This is a genomic window from Porphyromonas sp. oral taxon 275, assembly GCF_018127745.1.
Taxonomy (GTDB): Bacteria; Bacteroidota; Bacteroidia; order Bacteroidales; family Porphyromonadaceae; genus Porphyromonas.
In genome coordinates this window covers 1466038-1490315 of the sequence record NZ_CP072333.1, presented here as the reverse complement: position 1 = coordinate 1490315, position 24278 = coordinate 1466038, and the positions used below count along the sequence as shown (strand labels likewise).

17 protein-coding genes are annotated in these 24278 nt (G+C 62.9%); 5 read left to right on the top strand and 12 right to left on the bottom strand.

The genetic code is table 11. The features are described 5' to 3' along the window. Positions 1–2 precede the first annotated feature (2 nt). From J4862_RS05930 to J4862_RS05875, 12 genes are all read right to left on the bottom strand, one after another. Entirely contained in the window at positions 3–401 is a 399-nt protein-coding gene (locus tag J4862_RS05930; RefSeq protein WP_211788205.1) for a 2-amino-4-hydroxy-6-hydroxymethyldihydropteridine diphosphokinase, read from the bottom strand. A gap of 4 nt (positions 402–405) precedes the next feature. Continuing rightward, positions 406–1500: a bifunctional 3-deoxy-7-phosphoheptulonate synthase/chorismate mutase type II gene (locus J4862_RS05925; RefSeq protein ID WP_371742381.1), complete on the bottom strand. Its 1095-nt coding sequence runs from the start codon at positions 1498–1500 to the stop codon at positions 406–408. Next, positions 1490–2911 carry a polysaccharide deacetylase family protein gene (locus J4862_RS05920; protein ID WP_249107406.1) on the bottom strand — a complete coding sequence of 474 codons (1422 nt, stop codon included), beginning with the start codon at positions 2909–2911 and terminating at the stop codon, positions 1490–1492. The genes J4862_RS05925 and J4862_RS05920 overlap by 11 nt, the downstream gene beginning before the upstream one ends. Before the next feature lie 24 nt (positions 2912–2935). Further along, on the bottom strand, positions 2936–4069 hold the full coding sequence (locus tag J4862_RS05915; protein WP_211788204.1) for an endonuclease/exonuclease/phosphatase family protein: 1134 nt from the start codon (positions 4067–4069) through the stop codon (positions 2936–2938). Next, positions 4056–4955 carry a rhomboid family intramembrane serine protease gene (locus J4862_RS05910; protein ID WP_211788203.1) on the bottom strand — a complete coding sequence of 300 codons (900 nt, stop codon included), beginning with the start codon at positions 4953–4955 and terminating at the stop codon, positions 4056–4058. Before J4862_RS05910 ends, J4862_RS05915 begins: the two co-directional genes overlap by 14 nt. Continuing rightward, positions 4939–5640, bottom strand: coding sequence for a rhomboid family intramembrane serine protease (locus J4862_RS05905; protein ID WP_211788202.1), 702 nt, complete (start codon positions 5638–5640; stop codon positions 4939–4941). The genes J4862_RS05910 and J4862_RS05905 overlap by 17 nt, the downstream gene beginning before the upstream one ends. A 374-nt stretch (positions 5641–6014) precedes the next feature. Then, positions 6015–7223, bottom strand: coding sequence for an FtsX-like permease family protein (locus tag J4862_RS05900; protein WP_211788201.1), 1209 nt, complete (start codon positions 7221–7223; stop codon positions 6015–6017). Between the two features lie 16 nt (positions 7224–7239). After that, positions 7240–7881 carry an ATP-binding cassette domain-containing protein gene (locus tag J4862_RS05895; protein WP_211788200.1) on the bottom strand — a complete coding sequence of 214 codons (642 nt, stop codon included), beginning with the start codon at positions 7879–7881 and terminating at the stop codon, positions 7240–7242. Positions 7882–7885: 4 nt separating this feature from the next. Then, entirely contained in the window at positions 7886–9079 is a 1194-nt protein-coding gene (locus tag J4862_RS05890; RefSeq protein WP_211788199.1) for an ABC transporter permease, read from the bottom strand. Positions 9080–9082: 3 nt separating this feature from the next. Beyond that, complete coding sequence (locus J4862_RS05885) at positions 9083–10255, bottom strand: ABC transporter permease (protein WP_211788198.1); 1173 nt, start codon at positions 10253–10255, stop codon at positions 9083–9085. A gap of 1 nt (position 10256) precedes the next feature. Next, the gene (locus tag J4862_RS05880) at positions 10257–11306 is read right to left on the bottom strand and encodes an HlyD family secretion protein (protein WP_211788197.1); all 1050 of its coding nucleotides are present in this window, start codon (positions 11304–11306) and stop codon (positions 10257–10259) included. Positions 11307–11324: 18 nt separating this feature from the next. Further along, positions 11325–12695 carry a TolC family protein gene (locus J4862_RS05875; RefSeq protein ID WP_211788196.1) on the bottom strand — a complete coding sequence of 457 codons (1371 nt, stop codon included), beginning with the start codon at positions 12693–12695 and terminating at the stop codon, positions 11325–11327. A gap of 631 nt (positions 12696–13326) precedes the next feature. Between J4862_RS05875 and J4862_RS05870 the strand changes: the two genes are divergently transcribed. The 5 genes from J4862_RS05870 (at position 13327) to J4862_RS08840 (ending at position 24266) form a co-directional block, all read left to right on the top strand. Continuing rightward, positions 13327–15879, top strand: coding sequence for a hypothetical protein (locus tag J4862_RS05870; RefSeq protein ID WP_249107405.1), 2553 nt, complete (start codon positions 13327–13329; stop codon positions 15877–15879). Between the two features lie 29 nt (positions 15880–15908). Continuing rightward, on the top strand, positions 15909–17609 hold the full coding sequence (locus J4862_RS05865; RefSeq protein ID WP_211788195.1) for a hypothetical protein: 1701 nt from the start codon (positions 15909–15911) through the stop codon (positions 17607–17609). Between the two features lie 1419 nt (positions 17610–19028). Then, positions 19029–21161 (top strand): glycoside hydrolase family 97 protein, encoded by a 2133-nt coding sequence (locus tag J4862_RS05860; protein ID WP_211788194.1) that lies wholly within the window; start codon positions 19029–19031, stop codon positions 21159–21161. Positions 21162–21274: 113 nt separating this feature from the next. Beyond that, positions 21275–24046 (top strand): SusC/RagA family TonB-linked outer membrane protein, encoded by a 2772-nt coding sequence (locus J4862_RS05855; RefSeq protein ID WP_249107404.1) that lies wholly within the window; start codon positions 21275–21277, stop codon positions 24044–24046. Continuing rightward, the gene (locus J4862_RS08840; RefSeq protein WP_249107403.1) at positions 23937–24266 is read left to right on the top strand and encodes a hypothetical protein; all 330 of its coding nucleotides are present in this window, start codon (positions 23937–23939) and stop codon (positions 24264–24266) included. The genes J4862_RS05855 and J4862_RS08840 overlap by 110 nt, the downstream gene beginning before the upstream one ends. Positions 24267–24278 lie beyond the last annotated feature (12 nt).

The following is a 24278-nucleotide window of genomic DNA, read 5'->3' as shown; positions in this document are numbered from 1 at the left end:
GGCTAGTCGAGGAGCGGGATGCCGAGCTCGGCTAGCCCTTGCTGTAGGTAGGGGCGGGTGCAGTCCTTCGGCTTGAGGATGGTCCCGTCCCAGGTGATGAGGTCGATGTCTATGGGGATGCGCTCGGGGTGCAGGCGGCGCTGCTCGGGCGTGCGGCCTGCTCGCTGCTCTAGGGCCTTGAGCAGGCGCTGCAGTTCGTCGAGCTCCAGTGCGGTATAGCCCAGGAGGACGACATCGGTAAAGGGGGCGGAGGAGAGGGGGAAGTCCACAGGGCTGGAGCTGCGTGGGGTAGAGCTCCGAAGCTCTAGCGGCAGGCCCGCCAGCTGCTCCAGGGTCCAGGCGATCTGCTCGCTGGGGCGGTCGTTGCTCCCGAGGGTGAGGACGAAGCGGTGGCGTCGCATGGCCTTAGTGCTGTGCTGCCTGCTGTACGTGTACGGCGGCCTCGTGGATGGAGCTGAAGAGCTCGCGGACGAAGCCTTCATCAAGGCCGCGGGCACGCCCCTCCTGCAGACGCGCCTCCAGGAGCTGACGGTAGCGATCGGGCTGGACGATGGGCAGGTGTGCGGCACGCTTGAGGGCGCCGATGCGCTCGGCTATCTGCATGCGCTCGGAGAGGAGGGAGAGGAGCTGGCCGTCGAGGCGGTCGATCTCGGCACGTAGCGGGTCGAGGTCGAGGGAAGGGACGGCGCTGGGACTCGCCGGGCCGAGGTCGAGCTGCTGGAGGAGCTGCTGCAGCTGAAGCGGACTCAGCTGTTGGGCGGCGTCGCTCCAGGCGGCCTCGGGCGTGCAGTGGGTCTCGATGATGAGGCCCGAGAAGTTCATCTCCAGCCCCATACGCGCCACCAGCGGTACCAGCTGTCGGTTGCCAGCGATGTGGCTGGGGTCTACGAGGATGGTTAGCTCGGGGTGGCGGCGCTGTAGCTCGATGGGCAGCTGCCAGAGCGGAGCGTTGCGGTAGCTGCCGCGGGCGTAGGTGCTGAAGCCTCGGTGGATCGCCCCCAGCTGCGTGATGCCTGCAGCCTGCAGCCGTAGGAGGGCGCCTTCCCAGAGCTCGAGGTCGGGCTGCGGGGGATTCTTGACCAGCAGCAGCACGTCCCGACCGCTAAGGGCCTCCGCCAGCTCGGCGATGGCGAAGGGGCTCGCCGTCGTCCTGGCGCCGATCCAGAAGGCACGTAGCCCTACGGCGTAGGCCTCCTCAACATGCTCGGCCGTGGCGACCTCCGTCAGTGCCTGCATCCCTAGCTCTGTCTCCACACGCCTTAGCCAGGGGAGGCCTAGCTGACCGACGCCCTCGAAGGAGCCTGGGCGTGTGCGGGGCTTCCAGAGGCTAGCGCGGTAGTAGTGCACCCCTTGGACGGCGAGCGCTCGGGCCGTCTCGAGGGTCTGTGCCTCGGTCTCGGCGCTGCAGGGCCCAGCGATGAGCGGACAGGGGTGATGGGGGGCTTGGGCTAGGTGAAGTCTAGTGAAGGGACTGGCGGGCATGGATGGGTCAGTAGTCAATGGAGGCAAGCTCGGGAGCCTGCTGGGCACGATGGAGCTCGGCCACCAGGCGCAGTATGGCGCGGTAGAGTACCGAGTGCCAGGGGTGCGTGCGCTGGGAGAGGAGGTCGTTGTGCCAGAGTAGCGTGAGGGAGCCGTTGTAGCGCGCCGTGGTGCGCACCAGCTGCTCGGCGAGCTCCGTGGCGGCAGCCTGGTCGAGCGCCATATAGCGCGCGTCGCTGAGCGTGAGGTCGCGCAGGATCAATGGATGCATCACTAGATCCGTCAGCAGGCGTGTATTGGGATTGATGAAGCGTACGGGGCGGCAGGTGCCGAGGCGGAAGCCCGCGACATCGGGGTAGCCCATGGTGAAGTCATTGCGGAAGCCTGAGAAGTAGGCCTGCAAGAGGTCCTCGGGCTCGCAGGACATCAGCCTATTGTGCCGCACGCCCTGGGGACGCTGCTTGAAGTAGTGCTCGAAGAGCCTGCGCTCCTCGCGGATGCGCTCGGCATGCTTGCCTGCGGCGAAGCTAGACTGCAGCCCGAGGCGTACGCCGTGGCGCTTCCCCTCGAGGAGGATGCGGCGTATGTAGGGCGACCTGGGCCTATAGCAGGGCTTGTCCAGCGTGTGCCGTGAGGGCATGCGGATGAAGAAGTAGAGGTCCACCTGCCCCTTATCCAGCTGGTCCCGTAGTGCCTTGTCCCACTCGAGGAACTTAGGGTAGGTGTAGTAGTCGTCCTCTGCGTCGGGCGAGAGCACGAGGCGTAGGGCCTGCCTCAGGGATTTGCCCTCACGCAGCCAGGCGCGTAGGAAGCTGCGCCAGCCGCGGTAGTTGTAGGGGCGCGCTAGGTCGTGTGTCAGGTTGACGTGGCTGAAGGTCTGGGGGCGCTCCTCGAGCTGCAGCCCGTAGCGCTCCACGAGGCCGTAGTCCAGTGCCAGCTGCCGCAGCGTAGCGCCGTACTCGTCTACGATGGGGCGCTGGAGGAAGCCCGCACGGTAGGGCAGCGAGTACTTGCCGAGGAAGCGGCCGTAGTCGTCGCGCTGCTTGCGGCAGTACATCTCCTCGTAGCGGGAGACGAGGAAGAAGGCCGAGGCCAGGAGGTCGGCGTAGAGGATCAACTGCCCCGTCTCGGGATGCCACTCCTCACGGGGCTCGCCGAAGAGCAGGGGGATGCCGCGCCACTCCGTGAGGGGTAGCTGCGGATAGGCGGCCTCGGTGCCGTAGATCCTACGATCGAAGAAGCCCGAGGGGATGATCACGATCGGGTACTGCTTCATCTCCTCGGGGTCGCTGGTGTAGCCGATGAGCTCGAAGCGCCTACGGTAGCGCTCCTGCCCATGGCCCTGCAGGACGACGGGGCCGATGAGGAAGTCGATGAGGTACTGGCGTATCTTGGAGCACAGTATAGGATACGGGCTGCTGGCGTACACGGTAGGGCTGTAGGGGGTGGCAGACTAGTCCTGATAGAAGGCCTCGTCTAGGGCGAGGACGGCGCTGATGGGGTAGTGATCGCTCTCGTCGGCGGTCTTGTCGATCTCGCAGCTCAGGGCGCGGAAGGCCTTGCCGTAGAGGATATGGTCGATGCGCACGATGAAGGGACGATTGCGGAAGGTGAAGCCGAAGCCATTGCCGCGGGCGACGAAGGCGTCCTTGAGCCCGTCGCCGATCTTGCGGCGGGTGTAGGAGAGCGGCGTGTCGTTGAAGTCGCCGCAGACCAGCACACGGGGGCTGTTGTAGGCCTTGATCAGCTCGTGGAGGATCACCGCCTGGGCGTTGTGGTAGCGGAAGGTCGGGCCAAGCTTGGCGCGCAGGGCGTCCTTGAGCTGCAGGGCCTCGCCTTGCTTCGCCAGAGCGATGTAGTTGGCACCGTCGTCGGCCTTGAGGTGGAAGGACTCGAGGTGTACGTTCACCAGCAGTAGCTCGCGGCCCTTGAGCTTGACCTTAGCCTTGATGGCACCGTTGGCATGGGTAGGCACGGGGATCTGCTCGACCTCGCTGAGGGGGTACTTGGAGAGTATGGCCAGGGTGCTCCCCCCCGTGCCGACCTGGATGCAGGCGATGTAGGGGTAGTCGGAGGCCAAGTATTCACGCAGCGTCTTGGTGACGACGCCCGCCTCGGGGTTCTGGTTGAGCATGGCCTCCTGCAGGCAGACGATGTCGGCATCGCTGCTGCGGATGTACTGGAGGATGGGGTTGGGCTGCGTCGCGCTGTGGGGCTTGAAGCCGAAGGCGCTGACGTTGTAGCTGAGTACGCGCAGCAGTTCGCCCTCCGTCCCGAGGACCTTCGTCGAGCGGGAGATGGGGAAGAAGGTGAGCAGCTGCGGTAGGGCGATGAGCCAGACGGCACCTACGAGGAGGAGCCGACGGACGTCCAGCGTCAGCAGCCAGAAGAGGCTGATCAGTGTCCAGCCCGCCAGTAGGAGGGGGAAGAAGAGCCCGAGGAAGGCGGGGGCCGTCCAGCGCATCGGGGCGATGTAGCCCGAGTAGGCGCCGAAGAGGAAGAGGAGGGCGTAGAGGATCGTCCCCACGAGGAGGACGCCCTTGGCGATACGTGAACTGATGCGGATGATAGGACTAGGCTTGTGCATCTCCTTGAGTCAGGGGCTGGTCTGTCGATCGAGAGAGGAGGTGGAGCAGGCGCTGCTGCTCCTGGGAGGTAAGGCTGGGGTAGCCCGAGTAGCGGAGGCGCTGCTGCAAGGCGAGGAGTTCGCTCTGCTCTGCCTCGCTGAGGGGAGAGGTGGTGCTGGAGAGGGGCTCGGTCTGGGCGGCGCTCGGGGTGCAGCCCAGGAGCTGGTGCCGCTGGAGGTAGCCCTCTAGGGCGCGGCTGGGCTCGTAGCCGCGGCGCTGGGCGCTCCAGTAGAGGAGGCCAGCGAGGATGGCGCCTAGATGCGCCAGCGCCCCACCGCGGTTGAAGTCGCTGATGAGCCCTGCGGCGATGTAGCCCACCACGAGGAGGCTCACGAGCCCGAGGGTAGCACGCCGCGCGGCGCTGTAGCTGGGCCAGGCGGTGAGGAGGCTCACTGAGGCGACCATGAGAATGGCTGCCGAGGCGCCCACGAGGCTCAGCGGCAGGATGAGGCCTATCCCCGAGAGGAGGCTCAGCTGGTAGCCCAAGAGGTAGCTCAGCGAGCCTGCGAGCGCTCCATATATATAGAGCGCGAGCGTGCGGGCTGCCCCGAGCTGGCGCTCTACCTCGAGTCCCACCCAGTAGAGCAGGAGGAGGTTCGCCAGCAGATGTAGCGGGTGCTCGTGGGGGAAGATATAGCTAAGGAGCGTCCAGGGAGCACGTAGGAGGGAGCTCCACTCGGGGCTGAAGCCGAAGGGCAGCTGCGGCAGGAGGCTGAGCCCAAGGAACCCGTCGAGCTCACCCCAGCAGCCGACCAGTAGCCAGCCGACGAGCTGCAGCAGGATGAGGCGCCCTGTCAGCGTCCCCTCGAGCTCCAGCAGGCGTAGGAGCTTAGTGGTAACAGTCATTGGGGAGCTCTCCCTTCTTACGCCACAGCAGGATAAGGATGAGGCCGCCGATCATCCCGCCGAGGTGGGCGAAGTGCGCCACGCTGCCCCCCGTGTTGCTTACACCGAGGAAGAGCTCGAGCAGGCCGTAGAGGAGGACGAAGTACTTAGCCTTCATCGGGAAGAGGAAGTAGATATAGATGCGCACATTAGGGAAGATCACCCCGAAGGCCAGCAGGATACCGAAGACCGAGCCCGAGGCGCCGATGGTGATGAGCTGGTTCATGTAGCTCGCCACGGGGATGACGCCCTGCTCGGTCGCTACCCCTGAGTAGGCCGAGAGGTCACCCAGCTCGTAGAGCCAGCTGAGCTCCTGCATCAGTCCCGCCGAGATCCCGCAGACGAAGTAATAGATGAGGAAGCGCTTGCTCCCCCAGAGGCGCTCGATGCTGGAGCCGAACATCCAGAGGGCGAACATATTGGACAGCACGTGGTCGAGCCCCGCGCGGCTGTGCAGCAGGCCATAGGTGAGCAGCTGGTGCGGGCGGAAGTCCGAGGCGGCGAAGTAGTGCAGCCCGAAGAGGCTATCTAGGTCGATGCCGTGGCGAAGCAAGGCCAGCGAAGCCAGCCAGAGGAGGATATTGATGACGATAAGGTTGCGCGTCGCAGGCGGCGCCCAGCGATTCCATACCGAGGTCTGTTGCATAGAGGTCAGCTAATATATGGGTCAGCTAATTGATCAGCTTAGTACATGAATAAGTATCCGCAAAGATACGCATTCTCCCCTGCCTAGCCTGCCTCTCGGCTGCGATGGCTGGGACGAGGCTGTCGTGAGCCTCCTCGGCGCTCCGCTCCCAGCGCGTGAGCGCGAAGCTGCTCCCGAGCCTCAGCGTGTGGCGGGCTAAGGCGGGACGCCCGTGAGGGATATCAGTCAGGCCTCTGAGGGACGTCAGTCAGCACCCCTGAGGGACGTCAGTGACGGTGCTGAGGGATATCCCTCACGGAGCTACCCCTTACGCGTCAGAGCGCTGGGGAGCTGGGGGTGCTAGCCTCGGCGCCTGCGGGCCGGGGAGGTGGGGCTTAGCGCCGCGCGAAGGCTCGGAGGCTCCTTACCTTGCGCCCTATGGCCACGGCGTTGACGAGCGTCGTCCCCACCAGCAGGCCCAGCCCTAGGAGCAGCGTCGGTAGCAGCGAGGCGCCGAGATCCTCGGGGACGAGGCGGCTGGCCGCCTCGAGGTAGTAGCCGCGTACCCAGAGGACGAGCCCTAGGGCGGCCAGCAGGGCCAGCAGATTCAGCACGAGCGTCAGGAGGACGTAGGGCAGGACGAGCTGGCGCTGGCTGTAGCCGAGCAGGAGGAGGTTCTCCAGCTGGCGGCTATTCTTCTGCAAGAGGAGGTAGATGGAGAGCAGCAGCAGGTAGGCCGAGAGGGCAGAGATCAGGAGCCCGACGCCGAGGACGACGCCCGAGAGGAGGCGCAGGAAGTACATCGACTGGCTAGAGGCCAGGCGCTCGCCTTCGCTCTCGTAGCTGTGCTCTCGTAGATAGAGGGCTATGGCGGGGTCGCTCGGGTTGTGTAGCTCGAGGATGAGGCGGGTGGGGCTGGCGGGGAGCTCGGGGGCGAGGCGGCGATTCATCTGCTGGATGAAGTGCTCGGGGACAAGGAGCGTATTGAGCCTATTGGAGAAGCCGACGATACGCCCGCGGTAGTGCTGCTCCTCTAGCCCTCCTCTGAGCTCCAGCCCCAGCGGGATAGCACCTATCGTCGCCTCACTCAGCAGGGGGAGGCCTTGGCTCTGGGCGAAGGCTGAGTTGTACAGCCCGAGGTAGCTGCGCGGGATGATGAGCGGCACCTCCTGCTGCCCTTCCTCCCAGTGCCAGTCGCTGGGCTTGAGGTCGAGGAAGCGGTCGGGGACGGCCTCGAGGAACATGTAGGTCGAGAGCCCACCGCCGAGCGCGCTGCCCAGGCCTAGGCCTGCCGAGACCTGGAACTTAGAGGGGGTGAAGCGCCCCAGGGCGGCGACGAAGGGCTGCTGCTCGAGGTCGGCGATCTCCTCGGCGCTGAAGCTATTGTCCCGCGAGCCAAAGAGGCCCGAGGAGACCTGCTTGGAGATGATGAGGTAGTCGGCGCGCATCAGGCTGTCCTTGGCCGAGAGCGCCGTCAGGGCGTCGCGGTAGAACTGTAGTCCCAGCAGGAGGATGCCGAGGCCGATGAGGTTCGCCAGGACGAAGCCCAGCAGCTGGGCAGGGCTGATGTGGCGCTTCAGTAGGCGTAGGAGAAGGGCGTTCATGGGTGGGCTGTGCCTATTAGAGCTGGAGCGTCTGGTCGTAGTCGAGGGGGAGCTGCTTGCCCACGCTGGTGACGATGATCCCAGCGCCCTGCTGGTCAGCCTCCTCGGTGATGAGGCTCGCCAGCGTCAGGGCATTGGCCTCGTCCAGATGGCTGATGGGCTCGTCCAGCAGGAGGAAGTCATAGGGCTGGCAGAGGCAGCGGATGAGCGCCACACGCTGCTGCTGCCCCAGTGAGAGCAGGCGTGCTGGGCTGTGGAGCTTATCCTCTATTCCGAGGAGAGCGAAGAGCTGGCGGATGCGCTCAGGGCTGTGGTAGCCAGTGAGCTGATTCTTGAGCTGGACGTTCTCCCAGGCGGTGAGCTCCTCGAAAAGGCGCATGTCCTGCACGAGGAAGGAGAGGCTATGCTGGCGAAGCTCCGTCCAGCGCGAGGCCTTGAAGGTGCGGAGGTCCGCTCCGTCGAAGGCGATCGTGCCCTCGTAGTCCCCGCGCCAGCCGTAGAGGTAGCTGCAGAGGCTGCTCTTACCTGCCCCTGAGCTGGCCTCGATGAGGTAGCGCTCGCCACGGAGCAGCGTCAGCTCCGTACGCCATACCTGACTCTGGAGGGCTTGGTCGCGGAAGACCTCGGGGCATACTCCGCTGAGGGTGATGTGCTGCATCGGCTTAGTGGCTTGGCTCCCTACGCAGCATACGGGCGTAGGTATAGGTGGCGAGGAGGAAGTAGACGATGGCCTGCACCCAGAGCGTCGTGTACTGGGGGAGGATATCGTAGGCCTGGGCGCCCATGCTGCTGGCCGCGACATAGGCCTGCACCCCAGGCGTGGAGGGGATGAGGTAGCCGAGGGCACGCAGCGGAGCGGGGATGGCGCTGAGCGGCCACGAGAGCCCCGTGAGGAAGAGGAAGGGAATGGAGGTGAAGACCCAGAGGATCATGGTCTTCTCGCGGTGCTGCACCACCAGCGCCCAGAAGAGAGCAAAGAAGATCATCGCCAGCAGCATCGGCGGCAGCAGCCAGCAGTAGACCCCGAGGTCCAGCAGCTGCGGTAGGCCGAAGAGGCGCGGGGCTAGGACGAGCACGAAGAGCGAGCTCATCGTATAGAGCCCCAGATAGCAGAGGGCACGTCCCAGCATCAGACGTACGACCCCGAGGTAGTGCCCTCCGACATGGAGCCGCGGACGGGCGAGCGTCCCGCGCTCACGCTGCGTCCCCATCAGCATGGAGCAGCCCAGGAGCAGCGTCTGCTGGAGGATGAGCACCAGCACCCCAGGCAGGAGGAAGCCCTGGAAGCCCCCCTGAGGATTGAAGCTACTCGTCCACTCGCTCTCGATCGGGCGTACCTGGATGCGCGTGGCCTCGGTAGAGGCGGTGGGGTGGCGCTCGGCCTCGAGCTCGCGCCCCAGCTGGAGGGCAACCTCGGTGGCGGTCAGCGAGTAGCCCTTGTAGTAGAGGGCGGCGGCGAAGGTGCTATGGAGGTTGACCGTGGCCTGACGCCCCTGCATGAGGCGCCGACTGAAGTCCTCGGGGATGACGAGCACCCCGTAGGCCTCGCCTCGGTCGAGGTAGGGCGTGGCCTCCGTCTCGGTCGTGGCGCGCGCTACGACCGAGACGTCGGGGGAGGCGTCTATGCGGCGGACGAACTCCCGACTGAGCTCCGAGTGGCTGCGATCCACGACCACCAGCGGTGCCTCACGGGCGACCTCAGCACCGTAGAGTGCCGCGTAGAGGAAGGGGTAGGCGAAGGGTACGACCAGGAAGAAGAGGATAGCCCCGCTGTCGCCAAGGATGCTGCGCAGCTCGCGCCAGGCGATAGCGAGGACGTCCTCGAGGCGTATCATGAGCGATCTAGTGAGCGACATGAGCTAGGCGATATAATCCATGTGGAGGAGGAAGTGGCGTAGGCGCGGCAGCGTCACCAGCGGCAGCAGGAGGAAGGCCAGCAGCCCTAGGTAGAGCGGCATAGCCTCCACCCAGGGCGCCCCGACCAGCGCCTGATTGATGCCGATCTGGTAGTAGTAGCGCAGGGGAAAGATATGACTCAGCGCCTGTACCGCGGGGCTCATAGTGCTCACTGGGATACTCATTCCCGAGATGGAGAAGGAGAGCATACCGAGGAGACTGCCTAGGCTGAGCGACATCCTGAGTACAGGGATAAGGGCGACGAAGAAGGCCCCGAGGCTCTGTGCCGAGAGCACGAGCGCCAGCATCGCTCCTGCCATTGACCACCAGCTGCTCTGCAGCGGGTAGCCCATCCAGCCATAGAGCAGACCCTGCAGACTCCACCCTACGAGGAGGAAGATCAGCGTATGGGGCAGCAGCTTGCCCACGAGGGCGCGTACCATGGAGCCGTCTGCTGCCGCGAGCCAGCTACGGGCGGTGCGGCGCTTGATCTCGACGCCGATGCTGTAGGAGGTAATGAGGAAGATCATCAGCTGCAGTACCCCAGGTAGGATGGTGGTCGTCAGGTAGGCCGAGTAGTTGAGCCAGGGATTGCTCATCACCTCTAGCTGTACGCGTATCGGCTGTATGGCGCCCATGATCTGCTCCTCGGTGCGGCCGCGTGCCTGGCCCGTCTGTAGACCCACCTTGGCCGAGGCTAGCTCGCTGAGCATCTTCATGTCGCGGAAGGTGAAGCTGCCGGCCATCAGGTAGCTCCCATTGGTATAGTAGTGGATCTTGGGCTGGCGTGCCGAGCCCGCGTGGGCCTGCAGCCCGCGCGGGATATGATAGATGGCGTAGACCTCTCCGCGGCGCATGGCGCTGAGCGCCTCCTGCATCGAGAGCGCTCTGAGGCTCACGCGGCTGGACTGGAAGGCGTCGAGGCTGCGCACGAGGGCCCGTGAGGTGGCGCTGCCATCCTCGTCTACGACCGCGACGGGCATATCCTGTGGCAGCCCGCCTGCCATCATGTAGAGCAGGAGGAAGGCCGTGAGGAAGGGGGCAAGGATCATCCCGAAGAAGTATATGGGGCGTGTGCGGAGGATCCCCCACTCACGCCGCATGACCTCGAGGATGCTGCTTAGGCGCTCAGCCATACTAGAGCTGACCCTTGTCGAGGACGACGGTCATGCCTGCTAGGAGGCCCTCCAGAGCCTTGGTGGGGCGTGCCGTCACCTCGAAGGTACGTAGGTCGTACTGACCGCGGGGCTTGGTTGCCTTCCAGGCCGCATAGCTCCCGAGGTCCTTGAGCTTGGTCACCTCGAGCTCAATCGCCTTATCCCCGAGGGCGGGGACGAAGCCCTTGAGGCACGTGCCCTGCTTGACCTTGCTGAGCTGATCCTCACGCAGGGCGAAGAGTACACGTACGGCCTTGGTGTCGGCGATGCTCATGATGGGCGCGCCCGTACCGACCAGCTCCCCGCGGTGGGGGTAAATCTCGGAGACGCGGCCATCTAGTGGGGCGAGCAGTGCCCCTTCTCTACGGTAGGCCTCGACCTCGGAGATCGCACCCGCAGCACGCTCTACGAGGGCAGCTGCCGCCAGCTTGTCCTCACGCTGCGCGCCGCTCAGGGCCAGGTCGTACTGACTGCGGGCAGCACGCTCGGTAGCCTGCATGGCGCGCAGCTGGGCTGTAGCCTCGTCGTACTTCTGCGCGGGGAGGACGCCCTCCTTGTAGAGGCGCTCGACGCGGGCGAAGCTCTTCTCGGCGACCTCGAGGCCAGCCTTAGCCTTCTGCCAGAGCTCGTAGGCGCCTTCCTTCTGCTCCTTGCGGGCGCCAGCCAGCGCCTTCTGATGCTGCGCCTCGGCCGCACTCTTGGCGGCCTCGGCCTGCTCGAGCTTCGCCAGTACCTCGGGCGAGTAGATGCGTACGAGGGTATCGCCCTGACGTACCTGCTGCCCCTCCTGGACGAGGAACTCACTGATGCGGCCGGGCACCTTGCCCGCGATACGTACCTCCTCGACCTCGACCTGACCGGTGATGATGTCCTCGGGTTGGCCGAAGAAGATATAGCCCGAGGCAGCCAGTAGAAGCATGGCTAGGGCTACGAGGCTAATGCCGAGGATGATGCTCTTACGCGTGTGGCTGGCGCTCTGCACCTGGCTGGAGGTGCTGCTGTCGGTATGCTTGGTGTTGTCGTTGCTCATTGTCATGTGGTGCTAGGGCTAGAGTGCGAGTATATTCTTGAGTTTGCTCTTGCTGAGCAGGAGCTGGATCTGGCTGTCGATGAGTCCATCCTGTGCGCTCATCCAGGCTGTCTGTGACTGGGTGTAATTGATCAGTGGGATGACCCCCTCACGGTAGCCGACCTCGGCGTAGCGCATGTTCTCGCGCGCCAGTTCGACGGCCTTGAGGGAGGCGCTCCAGGCGCGGCGAGCGTCCTCGACGGCGCGTAGGGCCTGCTTGATCTGCAGGCTGATCTTGCTGCGCGCCTCCGCGAGCTGGAGCTGCTTGGCCGTCTGCTCGCTGCGTGCCTGGCGGCGGCGGAAGGTGGCGGAGAAGAGGTCGGAGATCGGTACCTGCAGCATCACGCCGAGGTAGTACTGGCTGCCAAATTCCTTCTTCGTCCCGTTGAAGCTATTCGGATTGGTCGCCGAGTAGCTGGCGAAGCCATAGAGCTGAGGCAGCAGATCGGCCGTCTCCATGCGTACCTTGAGGCCGTAGATGCTGTCCACCAGGCGCAGGCTACGTACCTCGCTGCGGCGCTCCACGGCGGCGGCTATATCCTCGCTCTGGTAGGCACGGGCGGCCTCCAGCTGGAGCTCGGTCTGTATCTCGGCCTCGTCGGCCAGGGTGAAGGGTTCGTCCTCCTCCAGCCCGCAGAGGTCCGCCAGTAGCATGCGCGAGAGGGCTAGGCCGTTGGTGACCTTGCTGCGCTTGACCTCGGCCTCGCTTAGCTTGGTACGTATAGCCAGCCCGTCGGCCTTGGTGGCGACGCCCGTCTCTATGGCGGCGTCGACGTCCTTCGTGGTGCGCTCGAGGAGGCTGATGACCTGGCCCAGGAGGCGCTCCTTGCTGCGGAGGCTGACGACCTGCCAGTAGACCTCATCTAGCTTGGTCTCGACCTCGGTCTCGGTGGTGCGTCGTAGCTCGGTCTGCAGGCGCTCGTTGAGCCCCGCCATGCGGTAGCCCGAGACGAGCTTGCCGCCGAGGTAGAGCGGCTGGATGGCCGTCACGTTGGCCACCCATACGTTGCGCAGGTCTATGGTGCCGAGCTGGCGGATGCGGTCGGGGATGATGAAGTTGTAGCCCGCCAGTGGGGTCGACCAGTCAATGAGGTGGAGCTCCTTCTGCATGTGCAGGTAGAGGCCGCGTGCCGAGACCTGGGGGAAGAACTTCGTCAGTACCTCCTGACGCTTGGCCGTAGCGCCTGCAGCCTCGGCGTCGCACTGCTCTAGCAGACGACTGTGGCTGAGGGCCAGCCGACGGCAGGAATCGAGGCTGAGCGTGCGCTGTGCCCGTAGCTCCGTCCCCGACGCAAGGGCGCTGACGAGCCCAAGGGTAACGAGGAGCGGGCGCAGATGGTGTCTGTACATACCTTATTTATAAATGTCTTTGGCACTCCTCGTGCAGCTGCGGCGCGGGGAGTGACTGTAGTCCAAGTGTTGTCCTTAGGTGTCTGCGAAGGGCGCTCATGGACGCCGCCGTTGCCGCGCCTTGCCGCTTCGCATACCTTCCTGCAAAGGTAGGCAATCACAGAGATATACGTACTCGGTGCTCCTTTGGTATAGTCGACGAAGCCCCCCTCGGAGCTGGAGCCTGTTTCTAGACGAAGGAGGGGCGCAGCTTCGGCTGGGCTGTGCGGTCCTTCCTCTTTAGCTGAAAGCGTACTACTTCTTAGCTGCTAGCGTCTTAGTCCTTAGCTCCTCGCTTGCTGCTTCTTTGTCCTGACGCTCGTGTCCCTATCCCCCAGCGTGCGCCCCCTTTAGCCCTAGGCTCTGTGACTGATATCACTCAGATGGCTCATTGACGTCCCTCAGAGCGCTGACTGACGTCCCTCAGCCTCTTGATGGATATCCCTGACGAGGCCCCAAGCGAAGGGGTAGCACGCTGGGGGAGGGGAGAGCAGGGCGGGTGAGGCCACGGGGAGCGAGGCGCAGAGCCGCTAGCTAGCCGATTTTTGGTAACTTTGGGGATACTATATATCAAGGTATAAAACGCGACGAAGTGAATCTATCGATCAAACAAGCTCTAGCACACGCCCGCCGCTCCTGGCCCTGGTGGCTAGGTGTCCTCCTGCTCTTCATGGGGCTGGCGCTCGTGTACTTCATGCCTGCGATCTTCGAGGGGCGTGAGCTCTTCCAGCAGGATGTGGCCGGGGCCAGCGGCACGGCCTCAGATGTGCGTGCCCTCACCGAGGCCACAGGAGAGGTCTCCTACTGGACGAATAGCCTTTTCGGAGGGATGCCCATGTACCAGATCTCGCCCTCCTATCCCTCGCTGTGGGTGATCCACAAGCTGCAGACGCTGCTCACGCTGCAGTGGCCCTTCACGCTGCTGCCTAACTATAGCTGGCTGCTCTTCGCCCTCCTGGCGGGCGGCTACATCTTCCTGCGTGCCCTGCGTCTGGGGCGCCCCGCCTCCATCCTCGGGGCAGTGATGTGGACCTTCTCCAGCTACTTCCTCATCCTCATTGCCGCGGGTCATATCTGGAAGCTGATGACCCTTTGCTTCATCCCGCCCACGCTGGCAGGGATCCTCTACATCTATCGAGGGCAGTACCTCAAGGGGGCTGCGCTGACGGCGCTCTTCGCCTCGCTGCAGATCCTCTCCAATCACGTGCAGATGAGCTACTACTTCGGCTTCCTCATCCTCTTCCTGCTCATCGCCTTCCTCGTGGAGGCCGTGCGCACGGGGCAGCTGCGGCGCTTCGTCCTCTCCACGCTCGTGCTGCTGGGCTCGGGACTGATCGCCATCGGCATCAATAGCTCCAACCTCTACCACACCTACGAGTACGGTGCAGAGACCATCCGTGGAGGTAGCGAACTCACGCCCCTTGCTGGGCAGGGGGCGCAGGCCAAGGAGGCCACCGCCTCGGGCCTCGATAAGGACTACATCACGGCCTGGAGCTACGGCAAGGGCGAGACGCTGACGCTGCTCGTGCCCAATGCCTACGGCGGTGCCACGGGTGCGCTGGCTGAGGATGCCGATGCTATGGGGCATATCCCCAGCGAGTACCAGCAGATCCTCGGGCAGCTCAATCACTACTGGGGCGATCAGCCCTTCACCGCGGGTCCCGTCTATGTCGGAGCCTTCGTCCTCTTCCTCTTCCTGCTGGGCTGCTTCGTCGTCGAGGGGCCGATCAAGTGGGCCCTCCTCGGCGCTACGATCTTCTCCATAGCGCTGGCCTGGGGGCACAACATGATGTGGCTCACCGACCTCTTCATCGACTACGTGCCGCTGTACAACAAGTTCCGCACCGTCTCCTCCATCCTCGTCATCGCGGAGTTCACCATCCCCGTGCTAGCTGTGCTGGCGCTGGTGCGCTTCGTCGAGCGTCCCCGTGAGCTGGTGGAGGAGCACCGCGGGGGCTTCCTCATCGCGGGCGGACTGACCCTCGGGCTCAGCCTGGTGCTGGCACTGATCCCAGGCACCTTTCTCTCGCTGATCAGCGAGCAGGAGCAGGAGCTCTTCCGCCAGGCTATGGCCCAGGGGCAGATGCCCGTCTCTGAGCTCATGGCGGCCCTCAAGGAGGCACGCGCCTCCATCGTCTCGGCCGACGCCTGGCGTAGCTTCTTCATCATCCTCCTCTCGCTGGGCGTCTGCGGTCTCTACTATCAGGGACGCCTCAGAGCAGGTATGCTCTACCTCCTCCTGGGTACGCTCACGCTCCTCGACCTCTGGCAGGTCGACAAGCGCTACCTACACGATGAGCTCTTCATCGACAAGGCGCTGGTGGAGCAGCAGGCCGCTCCCGTGACTGAGGCCGACCGCCTCATCGCGCAGGACAAGGATAAGCACTACCGCGTCATGAACCTCAGCGTAAATACCTTCAACGACGCTACCACCAGTGCCCAGCACCGCAGTGTCGGCGGCTACCACGCTGCCAAGCTGCGCCGCTACCAGGATCTCATCGAGCGCCAGCTGAGCCAGCAGAACATGCAGGCCTACAATATGCTCGACACGCGCTACTTCATCCTGCCTCCACAGGCAGGTCAGGGCGGCACGCCCGTAGTGCAGCGTAATGAGGAGGCCTTCGGCGCAGCGTGGTTCGTCGACAGCATCGCCTGGGTCAAGGGTGCCGATGCCGAGATGGCCGCCCTCTCCACGCTGCCGCTGCGCCGCGTGGCGGCCGTCGACGAGCGCTTCGCCTCGCAGCTGCAGGGCTACCGCCCCACACAGCTCATCCCCGACAGTACGGTCGGTGCCGATCCTGCTGTCGAGCTGCTGGACTACCAGCCTGGCGTGGCGCGCTACAGGGTCACGACGCCCCAGCCGCGCCTGCTCGTCTTCTCCGAGGTCTACTATCCCCACGGCTGGCACCTCGTGCTGGACGGAGCGAAGGAGCTGGAGCTGCTGCGCGCCGACTATACGCTGCGTGCCGCCTGGATCCCTGCCGGGACGCACGAGCTGGTGCTGCGCTTCGACCCTCAGTCCATACACCGCACCGAGCTAGTGGCTGAGGTCTCCTCGGCGCTGCTGGTGCTGCTACTCCTCGCAGCCCTCGCCACTGCCTTACTCCCCCGCCGTGTGCGCCCCGAGGACAGCCCCCAAGAGTAATCACTATCCCAATCTATAAGCACACCTTCATGATTAAGAAGACCCCAACGGTAGCCCTGCTGAGCACGGCACTGCTACTCATCACTACGAGCTGTGGGACGAAGCTCCGCCCGCTCACAGCAGACCTCGTCAAGGCCGAGCCGCAGCCCCTGGAGGCTGTCGGTGGTCAAGTCCCCATCACGGTGCACCTGACCTTCCCCGCCAAGTGGTTCCCTAAGGACGCCCAGCTGACCATCGTCCCCGTGCTGCGCTACAAGGGCGGCGAGAAGTGGGGCGCTGGTGCTGGATTCCAGGGCGAGAAGGTGCTCGGCAACGAGCGCGTAGTGCGCTACGCCGTTGGCTCCAATAGCTCGGTGAACTTCACCATCCCCTATCAGCCAGCCATGCAGCGCAGCGAGCTCTTCCTGAGCTTTAAGGGCAAGCAGGGCAGCCGTGTCGTCAGCCTCCCCGAGCTCAAGGTCGCGGATGGCGTGCTGGCTACCGAGGCGCTGGCCACGCTGGCGGGTGTGACGCCTATCATCGCGCCTGACGCCTTCCAGAAGGTCATCAATGAGGCCTACGACGCCAATATCATGTTCCAGATCCAGCAGTCCAATGTCCGCTCCAGCGAGCTGACCAAGGAGGAGGTCACCGAGTGGCAGTACACGGTGCAGAACGCCAACGAGACGCCCAACCAGCGCGTCTCGGTCGAGGTCCAGGCCTATGCCTCGCCCGATGGCGGTAAGGAGCTCAACGAGAAGCTCAGCGCCAGCCGCGAGAAGAACACGACCTCGGTACTGAAGGGCAAGTTCCGTCGCGAGAAGCTCGGCGACGTCTCCATCGACGCCCACTACACGGCTCAGGACTGGGAGGGCTTCAAGAAGCTAGTCGAGCAGAGCAACTTCCAGGACAAGGATCTGGTACTGCGTGTACTGAGCATGTACCCTGATCCCGAGCAGCGCGAGCGCGAGATCCGCAACATCTCGGCCGTCTTCAGCAAGCTCGCCGACGAGGTGCTGCCCAAGCTGCGCCGCTCGCGTCTGATCGCCAATATCAAGATCCTCGGCAAGAGCGACCAGGAGATCCAGGAGCTGCTGACCAAGTTCCCCGCCGCCCTCTCCCTCGAGGAGCTGCTCTACGCCGCGACCCTCACCAGCGACCTCGTGCAGCAGGAGAACATCTACAAGATGACCATTCAGAAGTACCCCAAGGACTACCGCTCCTACAATAACATCGGTGCGATCTGCCTCGAGCGTCAGGACTTCGCCTCCGCCAAGTACTGGTTCGAGCAGGCCCTCAAGCATAAGGCCAACCCCGAGAGCCAGATGAATCTCGGCCTCCTGAGCCTGCGTGACGGAGATCTGAAGAAGGCTACCGAACTGATGGCAGAGGGCAGCGCGCTGCCTGGCGCTGGTCAGGCCCTTGGCTACCTCTACCTGCGTCAGGGCGACTATGTCAAGGCCAGCACGTCCTTCGGGGACTTCGCGAGCAACAATGCCGTAGTAGCGCACATCCTAGCCCGCGACTACAGCAAGGCGCTGCAGACGATCGCCGCGATCAAGCAGCCCAACGCTACGACCTACTATCTGCGTGCTATCGTCGCTGCCCGCAGCAACGATACGAAGGAGGCGCTGACGGCGCTGCAGCGTACGCTCCAGCTGGATCCCAGCCTCGCGCAGCGCGTAGATCAGGACCTCGAGTTCGCCCAGCTGCGTCGTCAGCCCGGCTTCAGTTCGATCTTCGGCCACTAGCGCTTCGCGCCTTATATTATTATTGTATAGCGACCGCCTCCCAGCTTCGTGGGGGGCGGTCGCTTGCGTTTACTCGCCTCGGCTAGGCCTGCCCTTATACCTCGGCTAGGGGTATCCTTGCTCTTTGAGTAGAGACTAACTTTGGTTTCGACTAGACGTATCCTTGTGTTTTGGTTAGGGGCTAACTTGTGTTGCGGCTAAGGACAGAGCTTGGTTTGGATAAATCCAGTCCTTTACTGGGACTGTATGAGAAGAACGCTCCCTCCCTGCTGCGAGCTTCGTGAGGGATATCCCTCAGCGACCTCACTGCTATCCCTTGCGGCGCTGACTGGCGTCCCTCAGTCTTCTGACTGATACCCCTCAGCGGGCCTCCTCCTGACACGTAGTTCGCTGGGGAGGACTTCGAGGGTTTAAGTACCCTCCGTATCAGCAATAGGAGCGAAGCCCTTGAGCTGAACTGAAGTACAAGATAGACCAAGTTGCTGACCTTGCTTCGGCCGTGCTGGAGAGGGGAGGCTAAGCCCCAGCGGGGCGACCCGTCCAAAGCCCAGGGTGCGTAGCCCTGCAAGGGCGACCAAACCCTGGGTTAGGCGTGGCAAAAAGGAGAGAGCCCTACAGGGGCGACCCTCAAAGCCTTCGTAGAGCGCGAGGAGTGCCGTGCCGATCACACGCTGACCAGCTTTGAGGGTCGCCCCTGTAGGGCTCTTTGAATATGGATGTACCAAAACCCAGGGTTCCGTCACGCCTCCAGCGTTCCCTCACCCTGGGCTTTGGACGGGTCGCCCCGTTGGGGCTTACGAGGCCTTTTGTTCTCATCCAAGGGTAGCGCATAGGCTTCGGGTGCTTTAGATGTCAGTGTAAGTGGGGTAGCTTCGTCCCTGCCGCGGCCTTGTGGGGAGGGCGGCATTAGGCTGTGGTCTTGCTGCGTCCTTAGGCCGTGGGGAGGCTGTTGAGGGGACTTGGAGCGTTGAACTTCGCTTGCTGGGGGCTCGATAGACGAGCCTTTTGCAAAGTCGTCTAGACAGTAACCGAGGCTAGACGAGGAGCGGCAGGCTTGCGGCTTGGGGGAAAGTCTTAGGAAGGCTTCGACTACGGTGCTCATGGGGCTTAGTGTCTTGGTTTAGTGTTCCTTAGTCTACTGCCTGGGGGAGCCTCCTAAGACTAGATCTGGACCGTCTCGACGAGGAGCTCTTTTAACTGTGCGGCTAAAGGGAGGGGTTTTATATCAAAGTGCTGTCGCGCTTCCTTAATTATTTAAGGAAAAGGGGGCTTTTATTCTGCTTCTTTATCTCTATATTTGCGTGCTCTAAGGGGCAAGAGGGGCCGCATCCTGCGCCCGCTGGCCGCTCCCTGATGAGCAACTTTGGATAGGGTACAGACAGTCTCCCGCACATTCATTTTATAGATATAAGACAAGGTATGATGCACGCCAAGCATTGGATCGTCGCTTGTGCCCTGGCTCTCTCGGGGAGCTGGAGCGCTCTGGCACAGACGATCAGCTCGCCCAACAAGGGGCTGCAGCTGCACTTCTCCATGACTAAGGAGGGTGCCCCAATGTATCGACTCTCCTTCGCCGATGGGCAGGAGATCATCCGCCCGAGCCACCTAGGGCTCGAGATGACGGATGCCAAGAAGTCCTTCGACAAGGGGCTAGAGGTCACCGATACCAAAGAGTCGACCTTCGACGAGACCTGGAAGCCCGTCTGGGGCGAGGTCAAGGAGATCCGCAACCACTATAATGAGCTTCTCGTCACGCTCAAGAAGAAGAGCAACGGCGACCCCATCGCCATCCGCTTCCGTCTCTTCGACGACGGGCTGGGCTTCCGCTATGAGTTCCCTGGCGGCAAGGATCGCAACTTCTACGTAGTCAAGCGCGAGCTCACCGAATTCGCCATGACGGGTGACCACAAGGCGCACTGGATCCCAGGCGACTACGATACGGAGGAGTATGACTACGTACACAGCCGCCTGTCGGAGGTGCGTGGGCTCTTCGATAAGGCCTTCACGGAGAATACCTCCCAGAAGGCTTTCTCCAAGACTGGGGTACAGACGCCGCTGATGCTCAAGACGGACAAGAACGTCTACATCAACCTGCACGAGGCTGCGCTCATCGACTTCCCTGCCATCAACCTTGATCTGGATGACAAGACGATGACCTTCCGCGTGGAGCTGACGCCCGATGCTCAGGGCAACCGCGGGCACATCGAGGCACCCTTCAATACGCCCTGGCGTACGGCTATCGTCAGCCGCGATGCACGCGACATCCTTGCCTCTAAGCTGACCTACAACCTCAACGAGCCCTGCGCCTACGAGACGACCGACTGGATCAAGCCCATCAAGTACGTGGGCGTCTGGTGGGAGATGATCACGGGGATGAGCACCTGGGCCTACACCGACGACCTGCCCTACGTCAAGATCGGGAAGACCGACTACACGAAGGTCAAGCCTAACGGGAAGCACGCCGCCAATACGGCTAATGTGAAGAAGTACATCGACTTCGCCGCTAAGCACGGCTTCGATGCTGTCCTAGTCGAGGGCTGGAATATCGGTTGGGAGGATTGGTTCGGTAATTCGAAGGATCGCGTCTTCGACTTCGTCACGCCTTACCCTGACTTCAACGTCGCTGAGCTGCGTGACTACGCTAGGAGCAAGGGCGTGCAGATCATCATGCACCACGAGACCTCGGGCTCGGTGACCAACTACGAACGTCACATGGAGCGCGCCTACAAGTTCATGGTCGACAATGGCTACACCGCCGTCAAGAGCGGCTACGTAGGCAACATCATCCCCCGCGGTGAGTACCACTACGGGCAGAGCATGGTCAACCACTACCTGCACGCCGTCAAGGAGGCTGCCAAGCACAAGATCTCGGTCAACGCCCACGAGTCCGTCCACATGACGGGTCTGAGCCGTACCTACCCCAACCTCATCGCGCAGGAGTCGGCACGTGGTCAGGAGTACCAGTCCTTCGGCGGGAACAAGCCCAACCACCTCACCGTATTGCCCTTCACCCGTCTCATCGGTGGCCCCATGGACTACACGCCTGGGATCTTCCAGATGGACATCAATAAGTACAACCCAGACAATAACTCGCACGTCAATACGACCATCTGTAACCAGCTGGCCTGCTACGTGACGATGTACAGCCCGCTGCAGATGGCTGCCGACCTGCCCGAGGTCTACGAGCGCCACATGGATGCCTTCCAGTTCATCAAGGACGTGGCTGTGGACTGGGACGACAGCAAGATCCTCGAGGCTGAGCCAGGGGAGTACATCACCATCGCCCGTAAGGCTAAGGGCAAGGATAGCTGGTTCGTCGGCAACGTTGCTGGCTACGAGGGGCACAAGAGCCAGCTGACGCTGGACTTCCTCGATGCAGGCAAGAGCTACACGGCTACCATCTACGCCGATGCCAAGGGGGCACACTACAAGACCAACCCTGAGGTCTACACCATCCGTAAGGTCAAGGTACGTAAGGGGAGCAAGCTGAGCCTTGCCTCAGCCCCTGGTGGTGGCTTCGCCATCTCTATCATCCCTGACGCGACGAAGTAATACGCTTTGGACCACGAGCACTAGGCTGCAGCGTCGACAACAAGCCTCGCGCTGCGGCCTAGTGTGTGTCCAAGGACTCTTTATCCCATACACTCACTTTATCAGTACGTAGAATGAAAAGGATTTTACGCCTTACCCTCCTTGCGCTCTCGCTGCTCCTGGTGGCTCTGCCTGCACTAGCGCAGGAGATCCAGGTCAAGGGCCGCGTGATCGACGAGAAGGGCGAAGCAATCATTGGCGCTTCGGTCAAGGTGCGCGAGACGCCCAAGGGTGCCGTCACCGACATCGAGGGTAACTTCACCGTATCCGCGCCTCGCAAGGGACACCTCGTGGTCACTAGCATCGGCTACAAGAGCCTGACGGTGGACCTCTCTACGAGCAAGCTCCCCCTCACCATCACCCTCGCAGAGGAGGCCAAGTCCCTCAAGGAGGTCGTCGTCATCGGCTACGGCTCGATGCAGAAGAAGGACCTCACCGGCTCCATCACCTCTATCGGGGAGAAGAGCTTCCAGAAGGGGGCTATCTCCACGGCTAGCGACCTGCTCGTCGGTAAGGTAGCCGGGGTGCAGATCACCCCCGAGGGTTCGCCTGGTGCAGGCGGTCGTATCCGCATCCGCGGTGGCGCCTCGCTCAATGCTAGCAACGACCCGCTGATTGTCATCGACGGGGTACCCATCGAGAACTCGGCCGTCTCTGGTGCACCCAGCATCCTCAGCACGCTCAATCCTCAGGATATCGCCACGATGAACGTCCTCAAGGACGCCTCCGCTACGGCCATCTACGGCTCGCGTGCCTCCAACGGGGTCATCATGATCACGACCAAGAAGGGGAAGATGGGCCAGAAGACCCAGATCGCCGTCTCGGTGCAGAACTCGCTCAGCGAGGCTGCCCGTCGCGTCAAGGTCCTCTCTGCCGATGACTACCGCGCCCTCATCCAGCGCATCGCTCCTGGCTCCGTATCCAAGCTGGGCACGGCGAGCACCGACTGGCAGGACGAGATCTATCAGCTAGCCTACGGCGGTGACTACAACATCAGCGTCAGTGGTGCTGCGGGCAAGCTGCCCTACCGTGCCAGCGCTGGCTTCTACCACCAGGAAGGGGTACTGAAGACGGATAAGATGAACCGCGCCAGCGGCTCGCTCAGCCTCAGCCCCCGCTTCTTCGACAACCACCTCTCGGTAGACGCTAACGCTAAGTTCAGCGCTACGCACAATCGCTTCGCGAATAAGGACGCCATCCGTGCGGCCGTAGAGTTCGACCCTACGCGTCCTGTCCGCAGCAGCGATGCCCTCTATCAGCCCTTCGGCGGCTACTTCACCTGGCTGGACGGCTCCAACCTCCGCACGCTCGCTCCCCGCAACCCTGTAGCGCTGCTCGAGCAGAAGGAGGACATCAGTGACGTCTTCCGTACGATCGCCAACCTCCAGCTGGACTACAAGCTCCACTTCCTCCCCGAGCTCCGCTTTAACCTCAACCTCGGCTACGACTACGCCTCGGGTAAGGGCTCGGTCGTCATCCCTGAGAACTCCTCTCTGGGCTGGCAGCGCTACACGCTGAAGCGTGCTGGGCAGCCCGACGTCCTCAAGAGCGGGACCAACAACAGCTACGAGCAGCAGAAGCGCAGCCTCCTGCTGGACTTCTACGCCAACTATGCCAAGGACATCCCTGCCCTCAAGGGCCGCCTCGATGTCATGGCTGGGTACTCCTATCAGGACTGGAAGACCTCGGTGCACAACGCCCCTGACTACACCTACGACAAGACGCTGGTCACCAACCCCGTCTTCCCCGTAGACTATCCCCAGAATACCCTCGTGTCCTTCTACGGCCGTCTCAACTACAACCTGATGGACCGCTATCTGCTGACGGCTACGGTACGTACCGACGGCTCCTCGCGCTTCAGTAAGGACCAGCGCTGGGGCGTCTTCCCCGCTCTTGCTCTGGCCTGGCGCATGAACCAGGAGTCCTTCCTCAAGCCCATCTCCTGGATTGATGACCTGAAGCTCCGCCTTGGCTACGGCGTCACGGGGCAGCAGGACGGCATCGGTAACTACACCTACCTGCCCTTCTACGCGCTCTCGACGAACACCAACCGCTACCAGCTCGGCGACACCTACTACAATATGCTGCGCCCTGCGGCCTACGATGCGGATATCCACTGGGAGACGACCGCTACCTACAACGTGGGTCTGGACTTCGCCTTCCTCGGCAACCGCCTCTCCGGTACGCTGGACTTCTATCAGCGCAAGACCAAGGACCTGCTGAACGAGATCCCCGTACCAGCGGGGGCCAACTTCTCCAACCGTATCCTGACCAACGTAGGGAACATCGACAGCAAGGGCTTCGAGCTCAGCCTCAGCGCTACGCCCATCCAGACGAAGCGCTTCACCTGGGATGTCAACTACAACATCAGTGCCAACGATACCCGCATCACCAAGCTCAACGCCGTCGAGATCCCTGGCTACCAGGGCGTGCCTACGGGTGGTGTGCAGGGGGCTACGGGTAGCTACGTCCAGATCCACAGCGTGGGCTATGCGCCCTCGACCTTCTTCGTCTACAAGCAGGTCTACGGTGCGGATGGCAAGCCTCTGGAGGATCAGGTCGAGAACCTCAATGGAGACAAGACCATCAACGACCTCGACAAGTACCGCGCCTTCGACCCCGAGCCTAAGGTCGTCATGGGCCTCTCCACGACGCTGACCTTCGACCGCTGGACGGCTCTCGACCTCCCTGCGCTCCAACCTCGGCAACTATATCTACGACAACGTCAACGCCTATATGGCGAACCACGCCGCGGTGCTGAACTCGGGTCAGTACTTCAAGAATACGACCTACGAGATCAACCACTCCAACTTCGCCAACGCTGGGGAGAAGCAGATGCTCTCTGACTACTTCCTCCATCGTGCCTCCTTCCTCAAGATGGACAACCTGACCCTTGGCTACGACTTCGGTCGCATCCTCGGTCGTACGAGCCTGCGTGCTTCGGCTACGGTGCAGAATGTCTTCACGCTCTCCAGCTACAAGGGTGTAGACCCCGAGCGCTCGATTGACTTCAGCCTCTATCCTGTCCCCCGCACCTATACGCTCAACCTCTCATTCTCCCTCTAAGCTACCATCGCG

Excerpts from the sequence above, each read along its gene's own strand:
- J4862_RS05860 (WP_211788194.1), top strand. The coding sequence starts at position 19,029 with ATGATGCACGCCAAGCATTGGATCGTCGCTTGTGCCCTGGCTCTCTCG.
- J4862_RS05885 (WP_211788198.1), bottom strand. The coding sequence starts at position 10,255 with ATGGCTGAGCGCCTAAGCAGCATCCTCGAGGTCATGCGGCGTGAGTGG.
- J4862_RS05905 (WP_211788202.1), bottom strand. The coding sequence starts at position 5,640 with ATGCAACAGACCTCGGTATGGAATCGCTGGGCGCCGCCTGCGACGCGC.
- J4862_RS05875 (WP_211788196.1), bottom strand. The coding sequence starts at position 12,695 with ATGTACAGACACCATCTGCGCCCGCTCCTCGTTACCCTTGGGCTCGTC.
- J4862_RS05895 (WP_211788200.1), bottom strand. The coding sequence starts at position 7,881 with ATGCAGCACATCACCCTCAGCGGAGTATGCCCCGAGGTCTTCCGCGAC.
- J4862_RS05865 (WP_211788195.1), top strand. The coding sequence starts at position 15,909 with ATGATTAAGAAGACCCCAACGGTAGCCCTGCTGAGCACGGCACTGCTA.
- J4862_RS05890 (WP_211788199.1), bottom strand. The coding sequence starts at position 9,079 with ATGTCGCTCACTAGATCGCTCATGATACGCCTCGAGGACGTCCTCGCT.
- J4862_RS05900 (WP_211788201.1), bottom strand. The coding sequence starts at position 7,223 with ATGAACGCCCTTCTCCTACGCCTACTGAAGCGCCACATCAGCCCTGCC.
- J4862_RS05910 (WP_211788203.1), bottom strand. The coding sequence starts at position 4,955 with ATGACTGTTACCACTAAGCTCCTACGCCTGCTGGAGCTCGAGGGGACG.
- J4862_RS05915 (WP_211788204.1), bottom strand. The coding sequence starts at position 4,069 with ATGCACAAGCCTAGTCCTATCATCCGCATCAGTTCACGTATCGCCAAG.
- J4862_RS05855 (WP_249107404.1), top strand. The coding sequence starts at position 21,275 with ATGAAAAGGATTTTACGCCTTACCCTCCTTGCGCTCTCGCTGCTCCTG.
- J4862_RS05880 (WP_211788197.1), bottom strand. The coding sequence starts at position 11,306 with ATGAGCAACGACAACACCAAGCATACCGACAGCAGCACCTCCAGCCAG.
- J4862_RS05930 (WP_211788205.1), bottom strand. The coding sequence starts at position 401 with ATGCGACGCCACCGCTTCGTCCTCACCCTCGGGAGCAACGACCGCCCC.
- J4862_RS08840 (WP_249107403.1), top strand. The coding sequence starts at position 23,937 with ATGGCGAACCACGCCGCGGTGCTGAACTCGGGTCAGTACTTCAAGAAT.